Source organism: Enterobacter sp. Ap-867, from assembly GCF_011752855.1.
Lineage (GTDB): Bacteria > Pseudomonadota > Gammaproteobacteria > Enterobacterales > Enterobacteriaceae > Cedecea.
This window is the reverse complement of sequence record NZ_VWWS01000001.1, coordinates 902752-920809: the sequence shown is the minus strand read 5'-3', so window position 1 is coordinate 920809 and position 18058 is coordinate 902752. Positions and strand designations below refer to the sequence as shown.

Genomic DNA, 18058 nt, shown 5'->3' with positions numbered 1-18058 from the left:
ATATGTTATAACGTAACAATTGATGGCAAGGTAGAGTCTTACGGCGCCACTTTCTGAACAGGCACGTTCATTCTGAGTCGATACATACACAATGAAAATCAAACGCCCCTTCCCGTATGCCTGCGTCGCATTGACGTTTTTTTCTTCTCCGCTTTTGGCCGCCAGCTGCCCTTCCGCTGAGTGTGAAGAAAACATCACTGTAGAAAGCCGAACGCCCGCAGAAATTCAGCCCGCAGTCGGCACGGCGTCACGCCTGGGCCTGACGGATAAAGAAATCCCCCGCTATGTGGAAACCTTTTCACAAAAAGAGATCCGCGTCCGCGGCGACCGCACGCTGGCCGAAACCGTCAGCCATGCAACCGGCATGTCCGGCGTCGCTTCCCCTACGCTCTCCAATAGCTTCTCACTGCGCGGCTTTATGCCGGTAAGCTGGCTATTGGACGGGATGGAAATGCCAGGCAGCACGCTCCAGTTGGGCAACCCGGCACACTACGGCCAGGTGGATATTTTGCACGGCCCCGGTTCCACCCTGAACGGTTTGAGCGCTACCGCCGGCAGCGTCAATCTTGTGTCACGTCAGCCCAGCTTCGTGGACACACCGGCGATGCTCAACTATCAGTTCGGCAGCTACAGCACCCAGGCATTGCAGGGCGGAGCGGGAGGTACGCTGTTGCAGGACAAAATAGCCTGGCGGCTGGATGCTTCAGGCAGCGGCGGTAACAGTCAGGTCCAGCATGAGCGCAATCGACAGTCGAGGGTCAGCGGCTCGCTGCTCTTCCGCCTGACCGACGACACCACCCTGACGCTCTACGGCGACCGGATGAACAACCGGAGCAACAATCCTTACTTCGGGACCCCATTGATTGAGGGCAAAGCACTGAAGTCACTGCGCGGCCTGAACTACAATAATCTGACCGATGCCACGATTGCCAGCCACGCAACGGCCTTGCAGGCCGTACTGGACAGCACTCTCGCTCCGGGGCTGAGCTTCAACAACCATACCTGGTATTACACCGGCTACCGCGCCTGGCACAACGTGGAACGCTATCGCTACAGCGCAGCAGCTCCGGACTTAGTGAATCGCGACTCCTGGGGCGATCTGAGCCATAAGAATACCCTGCTGGCTAACAGGTCGAGTCTGTCCCTGGACGGTCCTCTGCTGGGGTTGGATAACCGCCTGGTGGCCGGGATCGAGCTGCAAACCAGCCGCTTTGATTATCAAAAAAACGGCTTCCCCGGCTCGCAAGATGTGCCCATATTTAACCCGCCGCGTGAGCCTTTCAGTGCCGAAACCGGCGTTACCCGCACGCCCTGGAGTCGGGTCACTCAACGCCAGTCTGCGGCTTTTCTGGAAGACAGCCTGCAGTTGACCCGCAGCCTCAGCCTGCTAAGCCAGCTGCGCTTTACGAAGCTGGATATGGACTGGCGCTACTACACGCCGGCGCGCAGTGAAAGTCAGACCTACAGCTTCCTGAATTCAGGTCTCGGCCTGAACTGGGATATCACCGACAACACCGCGCTATACGTCAGCTATGCCAACGGCAAAGAGGCTGGAGGCGACATCTTTTTCTTAAGCGCCGACCAGACTCATCTGCCGCTGACGCAGTCACAGCAGTGGGAAACAGGGATCAAGAGCCAGTTCTGGGATAACAAAGTGGCCACCCGGCTTGCTCTCTACCAGCTACGTAAAAATAACCTCTTCACCCCTTCAGCTATCACGCCGGGGGAGCTTACCGCCGTGGGGCAGCAGACGTCTCGGGGAATTGAGTTTTCCACGACTATTCAGCCCAACGAGCGCTGGGAGATGGCGGGAAATCTGGCCTGGACTCACGCAAGATTTGACCGTTTTAGCGCGGGTAACCCGCCTGAAAATCTGGACGGGAATCAACCGGCTTATGTCCCGACCTGGACCGGCAATCTCGCACTTACCTGGCACCCCATAGCTCCTCTCAGCTTGCGGAGTGACCTGCGCTATGTTGGCAGCAGCTTCAATGACAATCGCAATACCCGACCGATGGACGATTACATTACCCTGGATCTGGCCGCAGAATACCGGCTGACGCCTAAAGTGACCGTGGGTACGCGGGTGCGCAACCTGACCGACACGTTTTATACCTGGCAGCGGACTTACGACGGCCAGGCGCTAATCGCGCCGTCACGCACCTGGGAAGGTTGGGTGACGGTATGGTTCTGAGAACCGTACCAGCGGCTTTAATTCTTGTGGCAGCGGGACTTCTGTTTTCCTCAGCTCTACGGGCTATTACCCTCCCTAATTGCGCTGAACCACAGCGCTTTGCTGCCGTACCGACGCGTATCGTGGTTTACGGCAATCCGGCGCTGGAAAATCTTCTGGCGCTAGGGGCGCAGGAAAAGATTGTCGGCATCGTGGGCTACGATCCAGCCCACGACCCTCAGCACCTGGCTGACGGCAACGCTCTTTCACTGCCGATCGTGGCAAAGAAGGGGCTCATTTCTGCTGAGGCGCTGCTGATGCTGCATCCTGACATGGTCTACTCCTCAAGCTGGTACTGGTTCTGGTCACCTGAAGGAGCGACCCGCGACCAAATGACATCGTGGGGGATATCGACCTGGCTTTCATCAGGCGCCTGCGGAGGTCAGCAAAGTACCCCAGGGCGAAATATCAGCTTTGATGCGCTGTTTCAGGAAATTGAGGATTTAGCGCAAATTTTACGCCGGGAAAAACAGGGCAAGACGCTTGTAGACCAAAACCGAAAGTACCTGGCAGCCCTGCGCCAGCGTGCGGGCACATTGCCCCCGGCTCGTCTCCTCTGGTGGTATTCCGGCACGGATTCACCCTACGTGGCCGGCTGCTGCGGCGCGCCGAATATGCTGAGCATGGCCAGCGGCAGTCAAAATATTTTCTCCGATCTCTCTGCGCTGTGGCCAAACGTTGCCTGGGAAGAGATAGCCCGTCGCGATCCGGACATTTTGGTGCTCGCCGATCTGCCCCGGGGCGGCCCCGGGGATAGTGCCAAAGATAAAATAGCCTTTGTCGAGCATTTCCCTCTCACCGCCGGGCTGCGCGCCGTGAAGGAAAAGAAATTCATCATCCTGTCCGGCTATGACATGGATCCCTCGATCCGCTCGCTGGACGCGCTAAACCGGCTCATTGCCTCACTTTCTACCAAGGAAAAACATGACTGACATCACATGGAACACTCTTGTCACGCTCTGGGATCGGCAGCAAAGCGCTTATATCGCCAACCGGGAAGCGCGCTTCGACGCCCTGATGGACATACTCGCCCTGCAGTTTGACGATGCCTTTTCACTGCTCGAACTCGGGTGTGGGCCGGGTTCCCTCACGAGGCGCATCCTGCAACGGTTCCCTGCTGTGCACGTTACCGCGGTGGATGTTGATCCGGTCATGCTGGCCATCGCCCGTGAAACGCTGCTTCCTTTCGGCGATCGGGTGCGTATTCTTTCGGCCGATTTGGCCACGCCTGACTGGCAGCAAAAAATGGTCGGGGCTCGCCCGGAAGCGATTGTTTCAAGCACCGCGTTACACTGGTTAATGCCCGACAGACAGCATGCTCTGCACGGTGAAATTCATAGAATGCTGGCCGATAACGGCGTGTTCCTGAATGCCGATCACCAGCGTTTTAACCCCGCGGACCTCCACAAGAAAGCGATCAGCGAGCGCCACGATGCCCAAACTCAGCAGCGGGCCTGGGCTCACGGTGCCGTGGACTGGGAGGCGTGGTTTACCCTCGCTAAAGAGATAGAGGACATCGCCAGGCTGATTCCGGCCCGGGAAGCCGTGTTCGCGGGGCGCCCGGTTCCCCCGCCGACGACGGTGGCCTTTCAGCTGGCAAGCCTGAGTCAGGCTGGTTTCAGCGAAACAGGCACGCTGTGGCAGCTTATGGACGATTACCTGATTGCCGGCTGGAAATAAGCGAGTGAAGCCGTTGCGCCTGCTGCTGTGTGCCATCGTCACTTTGCTGGGATTGATTTATAGCCTGCGCTACGGGGCAGTCACATTATCCTTAAGCGAAGTGATTCAGCTCCTGAATCCGCGTCCCGCAGAGGATCCCGTGCTGGCCCTGTATCAGAAAATCGTCTGGTCGCTGCGACTGCCCAGGGCGCTGCTGGCGATGGCCTGCGGCGGTGGGCTGGCGCTGGCTGGCGCCGTGCTACAGACATTAACCCGTAACCCGCTGGCTGACCCGTGGCTGCTCGGCATCTCTTCCGGCGCCGGTCTGGGCGCCGTGCTCATTATTGCGCTCGGCGTCCAGCCGCTGCTCATAGCCATGCCCTCCGGCGCGTTTATCGGGGCGCTGACCGCATTCGCTCTGGTTGTGCTAATGGCTGGCCGGGCCGTGACGCAGCCAGCGCGATTTATGCTATCGGGCGTGGCCGTGGGGCAGTTACTGAGCGCCTTCACCTCGCTGATTGTTTTCTGGCAAACGGACGCCACCACCTCACGTGGCTTTACCTTCTGGCTGCTTGGCGCGTTTGGTCAGGCCACCTGGCAGCAGGTCGCGATTTGCAGCGGCGCGCTGTTTGTTATCGGCACATTTTGTCTGGCGCTATCCCCGACGCTAAACGTCATGGCGCTGGGTAATGTTGCCGCTCAGGGGCTGGGCGTTAACGTAGCCGCGCTGCAAATGTGGCTCTACCTCTCCATGACGATATTAACCGCCACGATGGTCGCCTTTTGTGGGGCGATCGGCTTTGTCGGTCTGACCGTTCCACACCTGGCAAAGCTGATGTTCGGCCATCGCCACCAGTGGGTTTTACCCGCCAGCGTGTTCTTCGGCGCGCTGCTGACGCTGGCTTCCGACACGCTTGCGCGCACGCTATTTGCTCCGAGGGAACTGCCTCCTGGCGTCATCACGGCGCTGATCGGCGTGCCGGTGTTTCTTCTCGCCCTGCGCCACCGCCCACAACCCTGACCCCTCCGCCCCCAGGCCGTTTCGCACGAACAGGCTCTTGCCCTCCCGCCGCCTCGAGAGTTATCACGAAATTGTTAACTCTTGAGGAGGATTTAGTAAGTATTCTTTTTATAAAGTGCAGGCATAAATACATGAGGAGCCCCGTCTTTCCGCCCGGCTCTCCGTTCTCACTCTGATACAGGAACATCATGATGCTGGTCATTATTCTTGCTTATCTGGGCGGCCTGTTAACCATCGCCAGCCCTTGTATCCTGCCGGTACTGCCGTTTGTTTTTGCACGATCCGACCAGCCGTTTGTCCGCACAGGGCTGCCGCTTCTGGCGGGCATGGCGATAACGTTCACGTTATTCGCAACTCTGGCAGCCGTCGGCGGCGGCTGGGTCGTCGCGGCCAACCAATATGGCCGCGGCGTGGCATTAGTGTTGATGGCAGTGTTTGGTATCACGCTGCTATTCCCTCGCCTGGCTGAGCGCGTCATGCACCCTCTGGTTAACGCGGGTAACTCGCTGTCTAACCGCGTGGCTCCGGGCCAGCCAGCGGGTCCAGGCGCTTCATTTTTACTAGGTATTGCAACCGGGCTGCTTTGGGCGCCTTGCGCAGGTCCCATTCTGGGACTGGTGCTGACCGGTGCGGCCCTGCAGGGGGCAAATGTAGGCTCTACGCTGTTGCTGTTGTCTTATGCCGCAGGTGCGGCCACCTCGCTGGCGCTGGCGCTTTTGATCGGTGGCAAAGTATTCAGCGCCATGAAACGCTCTCTGGGCGTAGGGGAATGGATCCGTCGAATTCTGGGCGCAGGGATGTTACTGGGCGTCGTCGCCATTTCTTTTGGCTTAGATACCGGCGTCCTGGCCCGACTTTCTACAGCGTCAACCGGCGGCATCGAACAAGCGCTGGTGAAACGCCTCTCCCCGGACAGCACTACGGCCAATGCCCCCACGCCAGCCTCCGTGGTGAAAACGTCAGATGACGACACCATTCCAACGTTGACCGATGCTGGCGTGATGCCTTCGCTGAGCGGTGCGACGCAGTGGCTAAACTCGCCACCACTGACTGCTGAATCGCTGAAAGGCAAAGTCGTCCTCGTCGATTTCTGGACTTACTCCTGCATTAACTGCCTGCGTTCTTTACCGTATGTGAAAGCCTGGGCCGAAAAATACCGCGACCAGGGCCTGGTGGTGATTGGCGTCCACGCGCCGGAGTTCGCTTTTGAGCGTGACGTCAATAACGTGACCAAAGAAGCGAAGAAACTGGGCGTCACTTATCCCATCGCCATTGATAACGATTACAGTATCTGGCGGGCGTTCAATAACCAGTACTGGCCAGCGCACTACTTTATTGATGCCAGCGGCCATATTCGCTACGAGCACTTTGGCGAAGGCGACTATGCGCAATCTGAACGCGTTATTCAGGAGCTGCTGCGCCAGGCAGGCGCTAAAAATGTTAACAGCGGCATCAGCACCGTTTCTGCCAGCGGCGTAGAGCAGGCGGCCAGCGGCCAGAATGACATCTCTCCAGAAACCTACCTCGGCTATATGCGGGCGCAGAACTTTGCCTCTGGCGAAGTCACCGGAGATAAACCGGCAGACTACAAAAAGCCTTCCGCACTGCCGCTGGACAGCTGGGGACTCGAAGGTAACTGGACCATCGGCGGGGAGAACATCACGCTTAATCGCCCGAATGGCCGCATTGTTTACCAGTTTCATGCTCGCGATCTGCACCTCGTTCTCGGCCCTGGCACAGCAGGCAAGCCGGTGCGTTTTAAAGTCACAATCGACGACCAGGCGCCCGGCAGCGTTCACGGTTCAGATGTTGCCCCGGACGGCAGCGGCACGGTGACGGAACAGCGCCTTTACCAGCTGATTCGCCAGTCGAGCGGCAGCGGCGAACACACGTTCAGTATTGAATTTGAAGATCCGGGCGTGAACGCCTATGCCTTCACGTTCGGTTAACCGGGGAGCATTACGATGAAACCGACACTCTTTTCATCCACCAAACGCCGGGTAGCGTTGTTCAGCGCGCCTGCACTTATCGTTGCTGCACTTGTCTTTCAGAATACGGCCTGGTCCGAACCCGAACGTGCGGTGGCGATCCCTGCACCACTGCAGGATGAGTCTCCCACGGGCCAACATCTTGAAACCGCCGTCTTTGCCGGGGGGTGTTTCTGGGGCGTTCAGGGCGTCTTTCAGCATGTTAAAGGCGTGACCAGCGCAATATCTGGCTATACGGGCGGTAAAGCACGGACGGCGAATTATGAGACGGTCAGCATGGGGATGACCGGGCACGCCGAATCCGTGCAGGTTATCTTTGATCCAGCCAAAGTGACCTATGGTCAGCTATTACAGGTCTTCTTTTCCGTCGCGCACAACCCCACGGAGCTAAACCGCCAGGGGCCGGATTACGGAACGCAATACCGTTCTACCGTTTTTCCGCTCAGCGAATCACAGGCGAAGGTGGCCAAAGCGTATATCACGCAGCTTAACGCCAGCCATAGGTTTAGTGCGCCGCTGGTCACCACGATTGAAGAACATGCGCAGTTCTACCCGGCAGAGAAATATCACCAGAATTTCCTGCACGACAACCCAAGCTACCCTTACATCGCGATCAACGACATCCCGAAAGTCGAACAGCTTAAACAGCTCTTCCCGGCGCTGTGGAACAACGATCCGGTGCTGGTGAAAGGGTGAAAAAAACCGCGCCCGTGAAAGACAGTGGCGCGGTTTTCCATTACGCAATATGCGCTATTTTTTCTTTTTCGGGTACAGCTCATCCCGGCAGTAAGGCTCTATCTCGCCCTCTTTACGGGTCTTCAGGAGCTTGAGGATCCAGGTATATTGCTCCGGATGCGGGCCCACCAGCAATTCCACCTCTTCGTTCATCCGGCGGGCGATGGTATGGTCATCGGCCTCGAGCAGATCATCCATCGGCGGGCGGATAAAAATATCCAGCCGGTGAGTGTCGCTGTTATAAACCGGGAACAGCGGGATCACGCGGGCACGACACACTTTCATCAGGCGCCCAATGGCCGGGAGAGTTGCTTTGTAGGTCGCAAAGAAATCGACAAATTCGCTGTGTTCTGGGCCATGATCCTGATCGGGAAGATAGTAACCCCAATAGCCCTGGCGAACGGAACTGATAAACGGTTTGATCCCGTCGTTGCGGGCATGCATCCGACCGCCAAAGCGACGGCGCACCGTATTCCAGACATAGTCAAACAGCTGGTTGCCCTGGTTGTGGAACATCGCCGCCATTTTCTGGCCTTCAGAGGCCATCAGCATGGCCGGAATATCGACGGCCCAGCCGTGCGGCACGAGGAAAATCACGTTCTCCCCTTTCGCCCGGATCTCGTCCACTATCTCTTTGCCGTGCCAGTCCACTCGAGCCATGACCTTTTTCGGGTCACGCAGCCCCAATTCCGCCATTAGCACCATCGCCTGCGGCGCCGTGGCGAACATGCGATCGATGATTGATTCACGCTCGGCTTCCGGTAAATCCGGGAAGCAGTAAAGCAGGTTAATTTGTGCCCGGCGTCTGGCGCTTTTTCCCAGACGCCCCGCTAAGCGCCCAATTTTCCCCAGCAAAGGATCCCGGAGTCCCGGAGGAAGAAGCGCCAGCCCGACAAAAGCGCCAACGCCAAGCCATGCGCCCCAGTAACGCGGGTGCAAAAAGGCTTTTTGAAATTCAGGGATAAACTCACTGTGGTTTTTTTTTGCTTTTTCCATGCGGCTCTCAGTAGTTCGCCAGCAGTCTGGCGAGACAAATTTATCGTTATTTTAGCGGGGCTGCGGCCAGCAGACAAAAGAAAAAGCCGGTTACAAGAACCGGCTTTTCGTCAAAGGGAAAAATCAGTCGATGCGCAGCTGCGGCAGTACGTCTTTAACCTGCGCCAGGAAATCACTGCGATCGGAGCCGGTCAGGCCCTCAGAACGCGGCAGCTTGGCCGTCAGCGGGTTAACCGCCTGCTGGTTGATCCACACTTCGTAATGCAGATGCGGGCCGGTAGAACGCCCGGTATTGCCAGACAGTGCAATACGGTCACCGCGCTTCACTTTCTGTCCAGGTTTCACCAGCAGCTTCTTAAGGTGCATGTAACGGGTGGTATAAGTCCGGCCATGGCGGATAGCCACAAAGTAACCTGCGGCCCCGCTGCGCTTCGCCATTACCACTTCACCATCCCCGACAGCCAGTACAGGTGTTCCCTGTGGCATCGCAAAATCAACGCCTTTGTGCGGCGCGACGCGGCCGGTCACCGGGTTAAGACGACGAGGGTTGAAGTTAGAGGAAACGCGGAACTGCTTCACGGTTGGGAAACGCATAAAGCCTTTGGCCAGGCCCGACCCGTTACGGTCGTAAAACTTGCCGTCTTCCGCGCGGATAGCGTAATAATCTTTTCCGTCACTGCGCAGGCGCACGCCGACCAGTTGGCTCTGCTCACGCTTGCCGTCCAGCATTTCGCGGGACATCAACACGGAGAATTCATCGCCCTTCTTCAGCTTGCGGAAGTCCATCTGCCACTGCATGGCTTTGATAACAGAACTAATTTCTGCGCTAGTCAAACCGGCATCACGTGCGCTGGAAACAAAACTTGCCCCCACCGTGCCCTTCAGCACGCTGTTAACCCAATCGCCCTGCTGGGTTTCGCTGCTCATTTTGAAACCGTTATCAGTGCGATCGTAAGTGCGCGTTTCACGGCGCGACATTTCCCAGGTCAGACGCTGCAAATCGCCGTCTGCGTTAAGCGTCCAGGAAAGCTGCTGACCAATTTTCATGTTTCGCAGGTCTTTATCAGCGGAAGCGAGCTGGCTGATGTCGCCCATATCGATGCCGTACTGATTCAGAATGCTGCTTAGCGTATCGCCTGTGGAGACGACATATTCATGAACGCCCGCTTCGCCGGAGGTTTTATCATCCAGCTCATCCTGAGGCAGGGTGTCATCTTCGGCGTCCGGGGACTGGTCGAGGGGTTCGCTGGCTTCCGGCAGCAGCGAATGTATTTCGCTTTTTTGAAGTTCGATGGTCTTGATTATCGGACTGGACTGCGGATGGTAAATTGACGGTCGCCATACCGCGACCGCCAGAGTGAGAACCGTAAGCGACCCCAGCATAACGCGATGGGGCCGTGATAAATTGTCAAATGCCATGGCGACAGAGCGGGCTATCTGTTGCACGTATTCACTTCCTCGTTAATCTCCTTTCAGGCAGCTCGCATACTGGTTCGCAAGTCCGGTCATAAACTGCATATAGCTGTTTTTACCCAATGCGACTTCAATTCCCAGAGGATCTAAGGTGCCGGAGCGAACGTTAGTGCCTCTGGCAACGGCGTTAATTACCGCTGGCCTGAATTGTGGCTCAGCAAAAACGCAAACCGCTTTATGCTCAACCAACTGTGTTCTGATTTCATGTAAACGCTGCGCACCAGGCTGTATTTCAGGGTTAACGGTAAAGTGGCCAAGCGGCGTTAAACCGTACTGTTTTTCAAAGTAGCCATAGGCGTCATGAAAAACGAAATACCCTTTTCCTTTCAGCGGTGCCAGCACGGAACCCACCTGTTTATCGGCGTCGGCTAAGCCTGACTCGAAATCTTTCAGGTTGGCGTCAAGTTTGGCTCGATTTTCGGGCATAAGTTCCACTAATTTATCGTGGATTGCAACCGCCGACAGCCGCGCTACTTCTGGGGAGAGCCAAATGTGCAAGTTGTATTCACCGTGATGGTGATCTGCGTCACTCTTTGCGCCATGGCCATGTTCATCGCCGTGCTCATGGTCGTCGTCGTCACCGCCTTTCATGAGCAGCGGTTTCACGCCGGCAAGCGCCGCCAGCTCAAGCTGTTTTTGCTCGGGAAGCTGACGCACAGACTTCTGCATGAAAGCTTCCATTTCTGGCCCAACCCATACAACTAAGTCCGCGCCCTGTAAGCGTTTTACATCGGACGGACGAAGTGCATAGTCGTGCTCAGAGGCGCCATCAGGCAGTAATACTTCTGTGCCAGTCACCCCGTCGGCAATGGCTGAAGCGATAAAGCCCAGAGGCTTGATGGACACCACAACGGCGGCGTTGGTGTTGGTGACGGCAAAGCCCCAGAGGGCAGCGGAAAATGCAGCGAAAAGAAGTGTCTTTTTATGTAACATAATGCAACTTATCATCGTGGAAATCAGAATAATTGTGATATTATAACATCCGCTAACTTATGCAACCCCTGAAATTGTCATGACAAATTTGGTTGAACTGGAAAATATCTCGGTCTCTTTTGGCCAGCGACGCGTGCTGGCTGATATCTCACTTGCGCTAAAGCCCGGCCGTATTCTTACGTTGCTGGGGCCTAACGGTGCCGGTAAATCCACCTTAGTGCGTGTCGTGCTTGGGCTGGTTACACCCGATCAGGGTGTCATCAAGCGCGACCAGCATCTGCGCATTGGCTACGTGCCGCAAAAACTTCATTTGGACGCCACGCTGCCGCTCTCGGTTAGTCGTTTCCTGCGTCTGCGTCCGGGAGTGAAAAAAGCCGACATTCTCCCGGCACTTAAACGCGTGCAGGCTGCTCATTTGATAGATGCGCCAATGCAGAAGCTCTCTGGCGGTGAAAACCAACGCGTTCTGCTGGCGCGAGCGTTGTTGAATGAGCCTCACCTGCTGGTACTGGATGAACCCACCCAGGGCGTGGACGTCAACGGCCAGCTCGCGCTTTATAATCTGATTGACCAGCTTCGCCATGAGCTGAACTGCGCGGTGCTGATGGTTTCTCATGACCTGCACCTCGTCATGGCCAAAACCGATGAGGTGCTGTGCCTGAACCACCATATTTGCTGCTCCGGTACGCCAGAAGTCGTCTCCACCCATCCTGAGTTTATCTCGATGTTTGGGCCCATCGGTGCCGAACAACTGGGCATTTATCGCCACCATCATAACCACCGTCACGATCTGCAGGGTCGCATCGTTCTGCGCAGAGGGAATGGACAGTAATGCTTGAATTATTGTTGCCCGGCTGGCTGGCCGGGATTTTGCTCGCCTGTGCGGCAGGGCCGCTGGGCTCTTTTGTGGTCTGGCGTCGGATGTCTTATTTTGGCGATACGCTGGCTCACGCCTCATTGCTGGGCGTCGCGTTTGGTCTGCTGCTCAATGTGAACCCATTTTATGCCGTTATCGCAGTGACGTTGTTACTTGCTATTGGCCTGGTCTGGCTGGAGAAACGCCCTCACCTCGCCATTGATACTCTGCTGGGTATTATGGCGCACAGCGCCCTGTCGCTCGGTCTGGTGGTGGTCAGCCTGATGTCTAACGTCCGCGTCGATCTCATGGCTTACCTTTTCGGCGATTTACTGTCAGTCACGCCGTCGGACATTATCTCCATTGCCGCTGGCGTGGCCGTCGTGCTTGGCGTACTGGCCTGGCAGTGGCGTAGCCTGCTGGCGATGACCATCAGCCCGGACCTTGCCCACGTGGACGGCGTCAATCTTCAGCGAGTGAAAATGCTGTTGATGCTGGTGACCGCCCTCACCATCGGTGTTGCAATGAAATTCGTCGGGGCGCTCATCATTACCTCACTGCTGATTATACCGGCCGCAACCGCACGACGCTTCGCCCGAACGCCTGAACAAATGGCGGGCTTTGCGGTTCTCATCGGTATGATTGCCGTCACCGGCGGGCTGGCTTTCTCGGCACTTTACGACACTCCGGCAGGTCCATCCGTAGTGCTGGCCGCCGCCGTGCTGTTTATTCTTAGCATGGCTAAAAAGCAGCCGGCTTAAACCTCACGTAGACACGAAAAAGGCGCCCTGAGGCGCCTTTTTTATTGCGGAATATTTACGGCTGAGCCGGAGGCACAATCCCAAAGTGCGTCCAGGCCCGCGGCGTGGCAATACGCCCGCGCGGCGTTCGCTGCAGAAAGCCCTGCTGAATCAGGAACGGCTCCAGCACGTCCTCAATGGTTTCTCGCTCTTCGCCGATAGCGGCGGCAAGGTTATCCAGCCCAACCGGGCCGCCGAGGAACTTGTCGATCACCGCCAGCAACAGCTTGCGGTCCATGTAATCAAACCCTTCGCTATCCACATTCAGCATGTCCAGCGCCTGCGCTGCTACTTCGGCAGTAATCGCCCCGTCATGCTTTACTTCGGCAAAGTCGCGAACGCGGCGAAGTAAGCGGTTGGCAATACGCGGCGTACCGCGAGCGCGGCGGGCAACTTCCAGAGCACCATCATCGCTCATCTCCAGCCCAAGCACGCTGGCGCTGCGCCCGACAATATGCTGCAGGTCGGCCACCTGATAAAACTCCAGCCGCTGCACAATCCCGAAACGGTCGCGCAAGGGCGAAGTCAGGGAGCCCGCGCGGGTGGTCGCGCCAATCAGAGTGAACGGAGGGAGATCGATTTTAATCGAACGTGCAGCCGGGCCTTCGCCAATCATGATATCCAGCTGATAGTCTTCCATCGCCGGATACAGCACCTCTTCCACCACCGGAGAAAGGCGGTGGATCTCATCGATAAACAGTACGTCGTGAGGCTCAAGATTGGTTAGCATTGCCGCCAGATCGCCAGCTTTCTCCAGCACCGGGCCGGAGGTGGTTCGCAAATTCACGCCCATCTCGTTGGCCACGATGTTAGCCAGGGTGGTTTTCCCCAGCCCCGGTGGGCCAAAAATCAGCAGATGATCGAGCGCATCGCCGCGCAGCTTGGCCGCCTGAATGAAGATTTCCATCTGCGAGCGCACGTGCGGCTGCCCGACATACTCTTCGAGCAGCTTCGGGCGAATGGCACGATCGATTAACTCGTCCTGGGTGATATTTCCTGGGGATACCAGGCGGTCTGCTTCAATCATCCTCTACCTCATAGCGCCGCGCGGAGCGCTTCGCGGATCAGGGTTTCGCTGTCGGCACCGGCACGGCCCACTTTGCTGACCATGCGGCTGGCTTCCTGTGGTTTATAGCCCAGAGAAACGAGGGCAGCAACGGCTTCCTGCTCGGCATCGTCGGCCTGGCCGTTATCCGGCGAGGTTAGCACCAGATCGGCTGCAGGGGTAAACAGGTCGCCATGCATACCTTTGAAGCGGTCTTTCATCTCCACAATCAGGCGCTCGGCGGTTTTCTTACCCACGCCCGGCAGCTTGATAAGGGAGCCAATTTCTTCGCGCTCGACGGCATTCACGAACTGCTGAGCCGACATCCCGGAGAGAATAGCCAGCGCCAGTTTTGGCCCCACGCCGTTCACTTTAATCAGCTCGCGAAACAGCGTCCGTTCCTGCTTATTGTTAAACCCGTAAAGCAGCTGAGCGTCTTCACGCACCACGAACTGAGTGAACACCACCGCCTCTTTGCCAATGTCCGGCAGCTCATAGAAGCAGGTCATCGGCATATACACTTCGTAACCCACGCCGTTGGTTTCCAGCAATACCAATGGGGGCTGCTTTTCCAGAACGATGCCTCTGAGTCGACCTATCACAATGTGCTCCTGCGTATTTACGTTGATGCGCGAAAAAGTAACGCTATGATATAAAAAAGGCTGGATAGATATCCAGCCTTAATTATTTTAATCGCCCTCGCGCCAAATTAAGCCGCGATTCGCTCATCTGGACCGAGTTTTGCGTCACATGGCAATGCGTAATGGCTATAGCCAACGCATCCGCCGCATCCGCCTGCGGGTTGGCCGGGAGCTTAAGCAGCGTGCGCACCATGTGCTGCACCTGGCTTTTCTCCGCGCTGCCTATGCCCACCACGGTTTGCTTTACCTGACGTGCCGCGTACTCAAACACCGGTAGATCAGCATTCACCGCTGCGACAATGGCCGCGCCGCGCGCCTGCCCCAGCTTAAGCGCGGAATCCGCATTTTTCGCCATAAACACCTGCTCGATGGCAAAATACTCGGGCTGGAACTGGGTAATGATTTCGCTCACCCCCGCGTAGATAAGCTTCAGACGCGAGGGCAAGTCGGCAACCTGCGTTCGGATACAGCCGCTGCCCAGATAGGTCAACTGCCGCCCGGTCTGGCGGATAACGCCGTAACCGGTGACGCGCGATCCCGGGTCGATGCCGAGAATAATCGCCATCACGCGTCTCCTGAGTACAGGTCAGATATTGGCTGCGCCATTAAAGGGTAGCCGCCACCTCGTCGGAGATCTCACCGTTGTGGTAAACCTCCTGCACGTCGTCACAATCTTCCAGCATGTCGATCAGACGCATCAGCTTAGGCGCGGTATCCGCATCCATGTCTGCTTTGGTGGAAGGGATCATGGAAACTTCTGCGTTGTCCGCCTTCAGGCCCGCTGCTTCCAGCGCATCTTTCACCGCGCCCATCTCTTCCCATGCGGTGTAAACGTCGATAGCGCCGTCGTCGAAGGTTACGACGTCTTCAGCACCCGCTTCCAGCGCAGCTTCCATAATCTGATCTTCGTCACCTGCTTCGAAGGAGATAACCCCTTTCTTGGTGAACAAATAAGCAACGGAGCCGTCGGTGCCCAGATTCCCGCCGCATTTGTTGAACGCATGACGCACTTCGGCAACGGTACGGTTACGGTTGTCGCTCAGGCATTCCACCATCACGGCAGAGCCGCCAGGGCCGTAACCTTCATAAATGATGGTTTCCATGTTCGCATCATCATCGCCGCCCACGCCGCGTGCAATCGCACGGTTCAGGGTGTCGCGCGTCATGTTGTTCGACAGCGCTTTATCGATAGCTGCGCGCAGACGCGGGTTAGACCCTGCATCACCGCCGCCCAGACGGGCAGCCGTTACCAGCTCGCGAATAATTTTGGTGAAAATCTTACCGCGCTTGGCATCCTGTGCCGCTTTGCGGTGTTTCGTGTTGGCCCACTTACTATGACCTGCCATAACAATCTCCAAAAGCGCCTGTATCAGGCGGCATCAATTACAAACTCTTCAATCGCCTGCCGGTTGCTCCATGACTTGGTCATCAGGGCCGCCTCTTCGGCGGGCACCCATTTCCAGGCCAGATGTTCGGTAATCGTAATCTGGCGTTCATGAGGCAGCGCAAGACAGAACCACGATTCCGTATTGCGCGTGATCCCCGGCGCATAGCGATGACGCAAATGAGTAAATATCTCAAACTCCACCCGGCGCTGGCAGTCAACTAACGGCAGCGGCTCATTGAGCACGTCGATAGCGACCTCTTCCTTTACTTCACGCCGGGCGGCATGCAGCGCGCTTTCCCCTTCTTCAAGGCTGCCGGTGACCGACTGCCAAAAATCAGGATCGTCGCGCCGCTGTAACATCAGCACCCGCTTCGTATCTTCTGCGTAAATGACCACCAGAACCGAAACGGGACGCTTATAAGGCATCAGTTTTTCTCTGCCTTTTTGATGACTTCAATCCCCAGCTCGGCAAGCGAAGCCGGGTTAGCGAAGCTTGGCGCTTCGGTCATCAGACAGGCGGCAGCCGTGGTTTTCGGGAAGGCGATAACGTCACGGATGTTGTCGGTGCCGGTCAGCAGCATGGTCAGGCGATCCAGACCAAACGCCAGGCCCGCATGAGGCGGCGTACCGTACTTCAGCGCGTCCAGCAGGAAGCCGAATTTCTCGCGCTGTTCCTGCTCGTTAATGCCCAGAATGCCGAACACGGTCTGCTGCATCTGGCCGTTGTGAATACGCACGGAGCCACCGCCCACTTCGTAGCCGTTGATAACCATGTCGTAGGCGTTGGCAATCGCGGTTTCCGGCTGAGCCGCCAGTTCTTCCGGCGTCATGTCTTTTGGCGCGGTGAACGGGTGGTGCATCGCGGTCAGGCCGCCTTCGCCGTTATCTTCAAACATTGGGAAGTCAACCACCCACAGCGGCGCCCATTTTTTCTCATCGGTTAACTGCAAATCTTTACCGATTTTCAGACGCAGTGCGCCCAGCGCGTCGGCAACCACTTTCTTGCTGTCCGCGCCGAAGAAGATCATGTCGCCGTCGGCTGCGCCGGTACGAGCCAGGATAGCTTCCACGATATCCGCGTTCAGGAACTTGGCGACCGGGCTGGTGATCCCTTCGATGCCTTTCGCACGTTCGTTAACCTTGATGTACGCCAGGCCGCGAGCGCCGTAAATTTCGATGAACTTGCCGTAGTCGTCAATCTGTTTACGGCTGATCTGTGCGCCACCCGGCACACGCAGTGCGGCAACGCGGCCTTTGGCGTCGTTTGCCGGGCCGGAGAAGACCTTAAACTCTATGTCTTTGACCAGGTCAGCCACATCCACCAGCTCCAGCGGATTACGCAGGTCCGGCTTGTCGGAGCCGTAGCGGCGCTCAGCTTCGGCGAAAGTCATCACCGGGAAGTCGCCCAGGTCAACGTTAATGGTGTTGATCCACAGTTTGCGCACCAGGTCTTCCATCACTTCACGCACCTGTGGCGCGGTCATGAAGGACGTTTCAACGTCGATCTGGGTAAATTCTGGCTGACGGTCGGCGCGCAGGTCTTCGTCGCGGAAACATTTCACGATCTGATAGTAGCGGTCAAAGCCGGACATCATCAGCAGCTGTTTGAACAGCTGAGGAGACTGCGGCAGCGCGTAGAATTTACCTTTATGGACGCGGGAAGGCACCAGATAGTCACGTGCACCTTCTGGCGTAGCCTTGGTCAGCATTGGGGTTTCAATATCGAGGAAACCGTGGTCGTCCATAAAGCGGCGCACGAAGCTGGTAATTTTTGCGCGAGTTTTCAGGCGCTGAGCCATTTCTGGACGACGGAGATCCAGGTAACGGTACTTCAGGCGCGCTTCTTCGGTATTAACGTGGTTGGAGTCCAGCGGCAGCACGTCAGAGCGGTTAATGATGGTCAGTTCGGTGGCAAACACTTCCACTTCGCCGGTCGCCATATCTTTATTAACGTTGCGCTCGTCGCGAGCACGCACGGTGCCAACAACCTGAATACAGAACTCATTACGCAGTTCAGAGGCGAGCTGGAACGCTTCCTGACGGTCCGGGTCGAAAAACACCTGCACGATGCCTTCACGATCGCGCATATCAATAAAGATAAGGCTACCGAGGTCGCGGCGACGATTGACCCACCCACTAAGCGTTACTTGCTGTCCCACATGGGATTGATTGAGCTGCCCGCAATATACTGTACGCATGAGATATCCCTTAATCAGCTGCACGCGACCCGCCACCTGCGACGGCAGGCGCTTTGGTGGCAGCTATTTCGACTGTCACAACTGGATGAAAAA

17 protein-coding genes are annotated in these 18058 nt (G+C 56.9%); 8 read left to right on the top strand and 9 right to left on the bottom strand.

What is annotated here, in order from left to right:
- Positions 1-91 precede the first annotated feature (91 nt).
- The 6 genes from F3J26_RS04455 to msrA all read left to right on the top strand — a co-directional run bounded on the left by F3J26_RS04455 (position 92) and on the right by msrA (position 7597).
- Complete coding sequence (locus F3J26_RS04455; protein ID WP_166991830.1) at positions 92-2194, top strand: TonB-dependent siderophore receptor; 2103 nt, start codon at positions 92-94, stop codon at positions 2192-2194.
- Positions 2185-3165 (top strand): ABC transporter substrate-binding protein, encoded by a 981-nt coding sequence (locus F3J26_RS04450; RefSeq protein WP_166991827.1) that lies wholly within the window; start codon positions 2185-2187, stop codon positions 3163-3165. Before F3J26_RS04455 ends, F3J26_RS04450 begins: the two co-directional genes overlap by 10 nt.
- A complete protein-coding gene (locus F3J26_RS04445; RefSeq protein WP_166991823.1) occupies positions 3158-3913 on the top strand; it encodes a methyltransferase domain-containing protein in 756 nt (251 codons plus the stop codon). Before F3J26_RS04450 ends, F3J26_RS04445 begins: the two co-directional genes overlap by 8 nt.
- 4 nt (positions 3914-3917) lie before the next feature.
- The gene (locus tag F3J26_RS04440) at positions 3918-4913 is read left to right on the top strand and encodes a FecCD family ABC transporter permease (RefSeq protein ID WP_166991820.1); all 996 of its coding nucleotides are present in this window, start codon (positions 3918-3920) and stop codon (positions 4911-4913) included.
- A 188-nt stretch (positions 4914-5101) separates the two neighbouring features.
- Positions 5102-6862: a cytochrome c biogenesis protein DipZ gene (locus F3J26_RS04435; RefSeq protein ID WP_286180185.1), complete on the top strand. Its 1761-nt coding sequence runs from the start codon at positions 5102-5104 to the stop codon at positions 6860-6862.
- A gap of 15 nt (positions 6863-6877) precedes the next feature.
- Positions 6878-7597, top strand: a complete 720-nt coding sequence (gene msrA / locus F3J26_RS04430; protein ID WP_008453950.1) for a peptide-methionine (S)-S-oxide reductase MsrA — start codon at positions 6878-6880, stop codon at positions 7595-7597.
- Between the two features lie 54 nt (positions 7598-7651).
- Here msrA and lpxM read toward each other — a convergent pair whose 3' ends face one another.
- From lpxM to znuA, 3 genes are all read right to left on the bottom strand, one after another.
- Positions 7652-8632 (bottom strand): lauroyl-Kdo(2)-lipid IV(A) myristoyltransferase, encoded by a 981-nt coding sequence (gene lpxM / locus F3J26_RS04425; protein ID WP_166991817.1) that lies wholly within the window; start codon positions 8630-8632, stop codon positions 7652-7654.
- 123 nt (positions 8633-8755) lie between these two features.
- Positions 8756-10078, bottom strand: a complete 1323-nt coding sequence (gene mepM / locus F3J26_RS04420; RefSeq protein WP_166991814.1) for a murein DD-endopeptidase MepM — start codon at positions 10076-10078, stop codon at positions 8756-8758.
- Between the two features lie 15 nt (positions 10079-10093).
- The gene (gene znuA, locus F3J26_RS04415; RefSeq protein ID WP_166991812.1) at positions 10094-11038 is read right to left on the bottom strand and encodes a zinc ABC transporter substrate-binding protein ZnuA; all 945 of its coding nucleotides are present in this window, start codon (positions 11036-11038) and stop codon (positions 10094-10096) included.
- 79 nt (positions 11039-11117) lie between these two features.
- Between znuA and znuC the strand changes: the two genes are divergently transcribed.
- A complete protein-coding gene (gene znuC, locus F3J26_RS04410; RefSeq protein ID WP_166991807.1) occupies positions 11118-11870 on the top strand; it encodes a zinc ABC transporter ATP-binding protein ZnuC in 753 nt (250 codons plus the stop codon).
- Positions 11870-12655: a zinc ABC transporter permease subunit ZnuB gene (gene znuB / locus F3J26_RS04405; RefSeq protein ID WP_166991804.1), complete on the top strand. Its 786-nt coding sequence runs from the start codon at positions 11870-11872 to the stop codon at positions 12653-12655. The genes znuC and znuB overlap by 1 nt, the downstream gene beginning before the upstream one ends.
- Positions 12656-12710: 55 nt before the next feature.
- Here znuB and ruvB read toward each other — a convergent pair whose 3' ends face one another.
- The 6 genes from ruvB to aspS all read right to left on the bottom strand — a co-directional run bounded on the left by ruvB (position 12711) and on the right by aspS (position 17965).
- Positions 12711-13721 carry a Holliday junction branch migration DNA helicase RuvB gene (gene ruvB, locus F3J26_RS04400; protein WP_008453938.1) on the bottom strand — a complete coding sequence of 337 codons (1011 nt, stop codon included), beginning with the start codon at positions 13719-13721 and terminating at the stop codon, positions 12711-12713.
- Between the two features lie 8 nt (positions 13722-13729).
- Entirely contained in the window at positions 13730-14341 is a 612-nt protein-coding gene (gene ruvA / locus F3J26_RS04395; RefSeq protein ID WP_008453936.1) for a Holliday junction branch migration protein RuvA, read from the bottom strand.
- Positions 14342-14423: 82 nt separating this feature from the next.
- Positions 14424-14945, bottom strand: a complete 522-nt coding sequence (ruvC, locus tag F3J26_RS04390; RefSeq protein ID WP_008453933.1) for a crossover junction endodeoxyribonuclease RuvC — start codon at positions 14943-14945, stop codon at positions 14424-14426.
- A 40-nt stretch (positions 14946-14985) separates the two neighbouring features.
- Entirely contained in the window at positions 14986-15726 is a 741-nt protein-coding gene (locus F3J26_RS04385; protein ID WP_008453931.1) for a YebC/PmpR family DNA-binding transcriptional regulator, read from the bottom strand.
- Positions 15727-15749: 23 nt separating this feature from the next.
- Entirely contained in the window at positions 15750-16193 is a 444-nt protein-coding gene (gene nudB, locus F3J26_RS04380; protein WP_008453929.1) for a dihydroneopterin triphosphate diphosphatase, read from the bottom strand.
- On the bottom strand, positions 16193-17965 hold the full coding sequence (gene aspS / locus F3J26_RS04375; RefSeq protein ID WP_166991801.1) for an aspartate--tRNA ligase: 1773 nt from the start codon (positions 17963-17965) through the stop codon (positions 16193-16195). Before aspS ends, nudB begins: the two co-directional genes overlap by 1 nt.
- Positions 17966-18058: the final 93 nt, after the last annotated feature.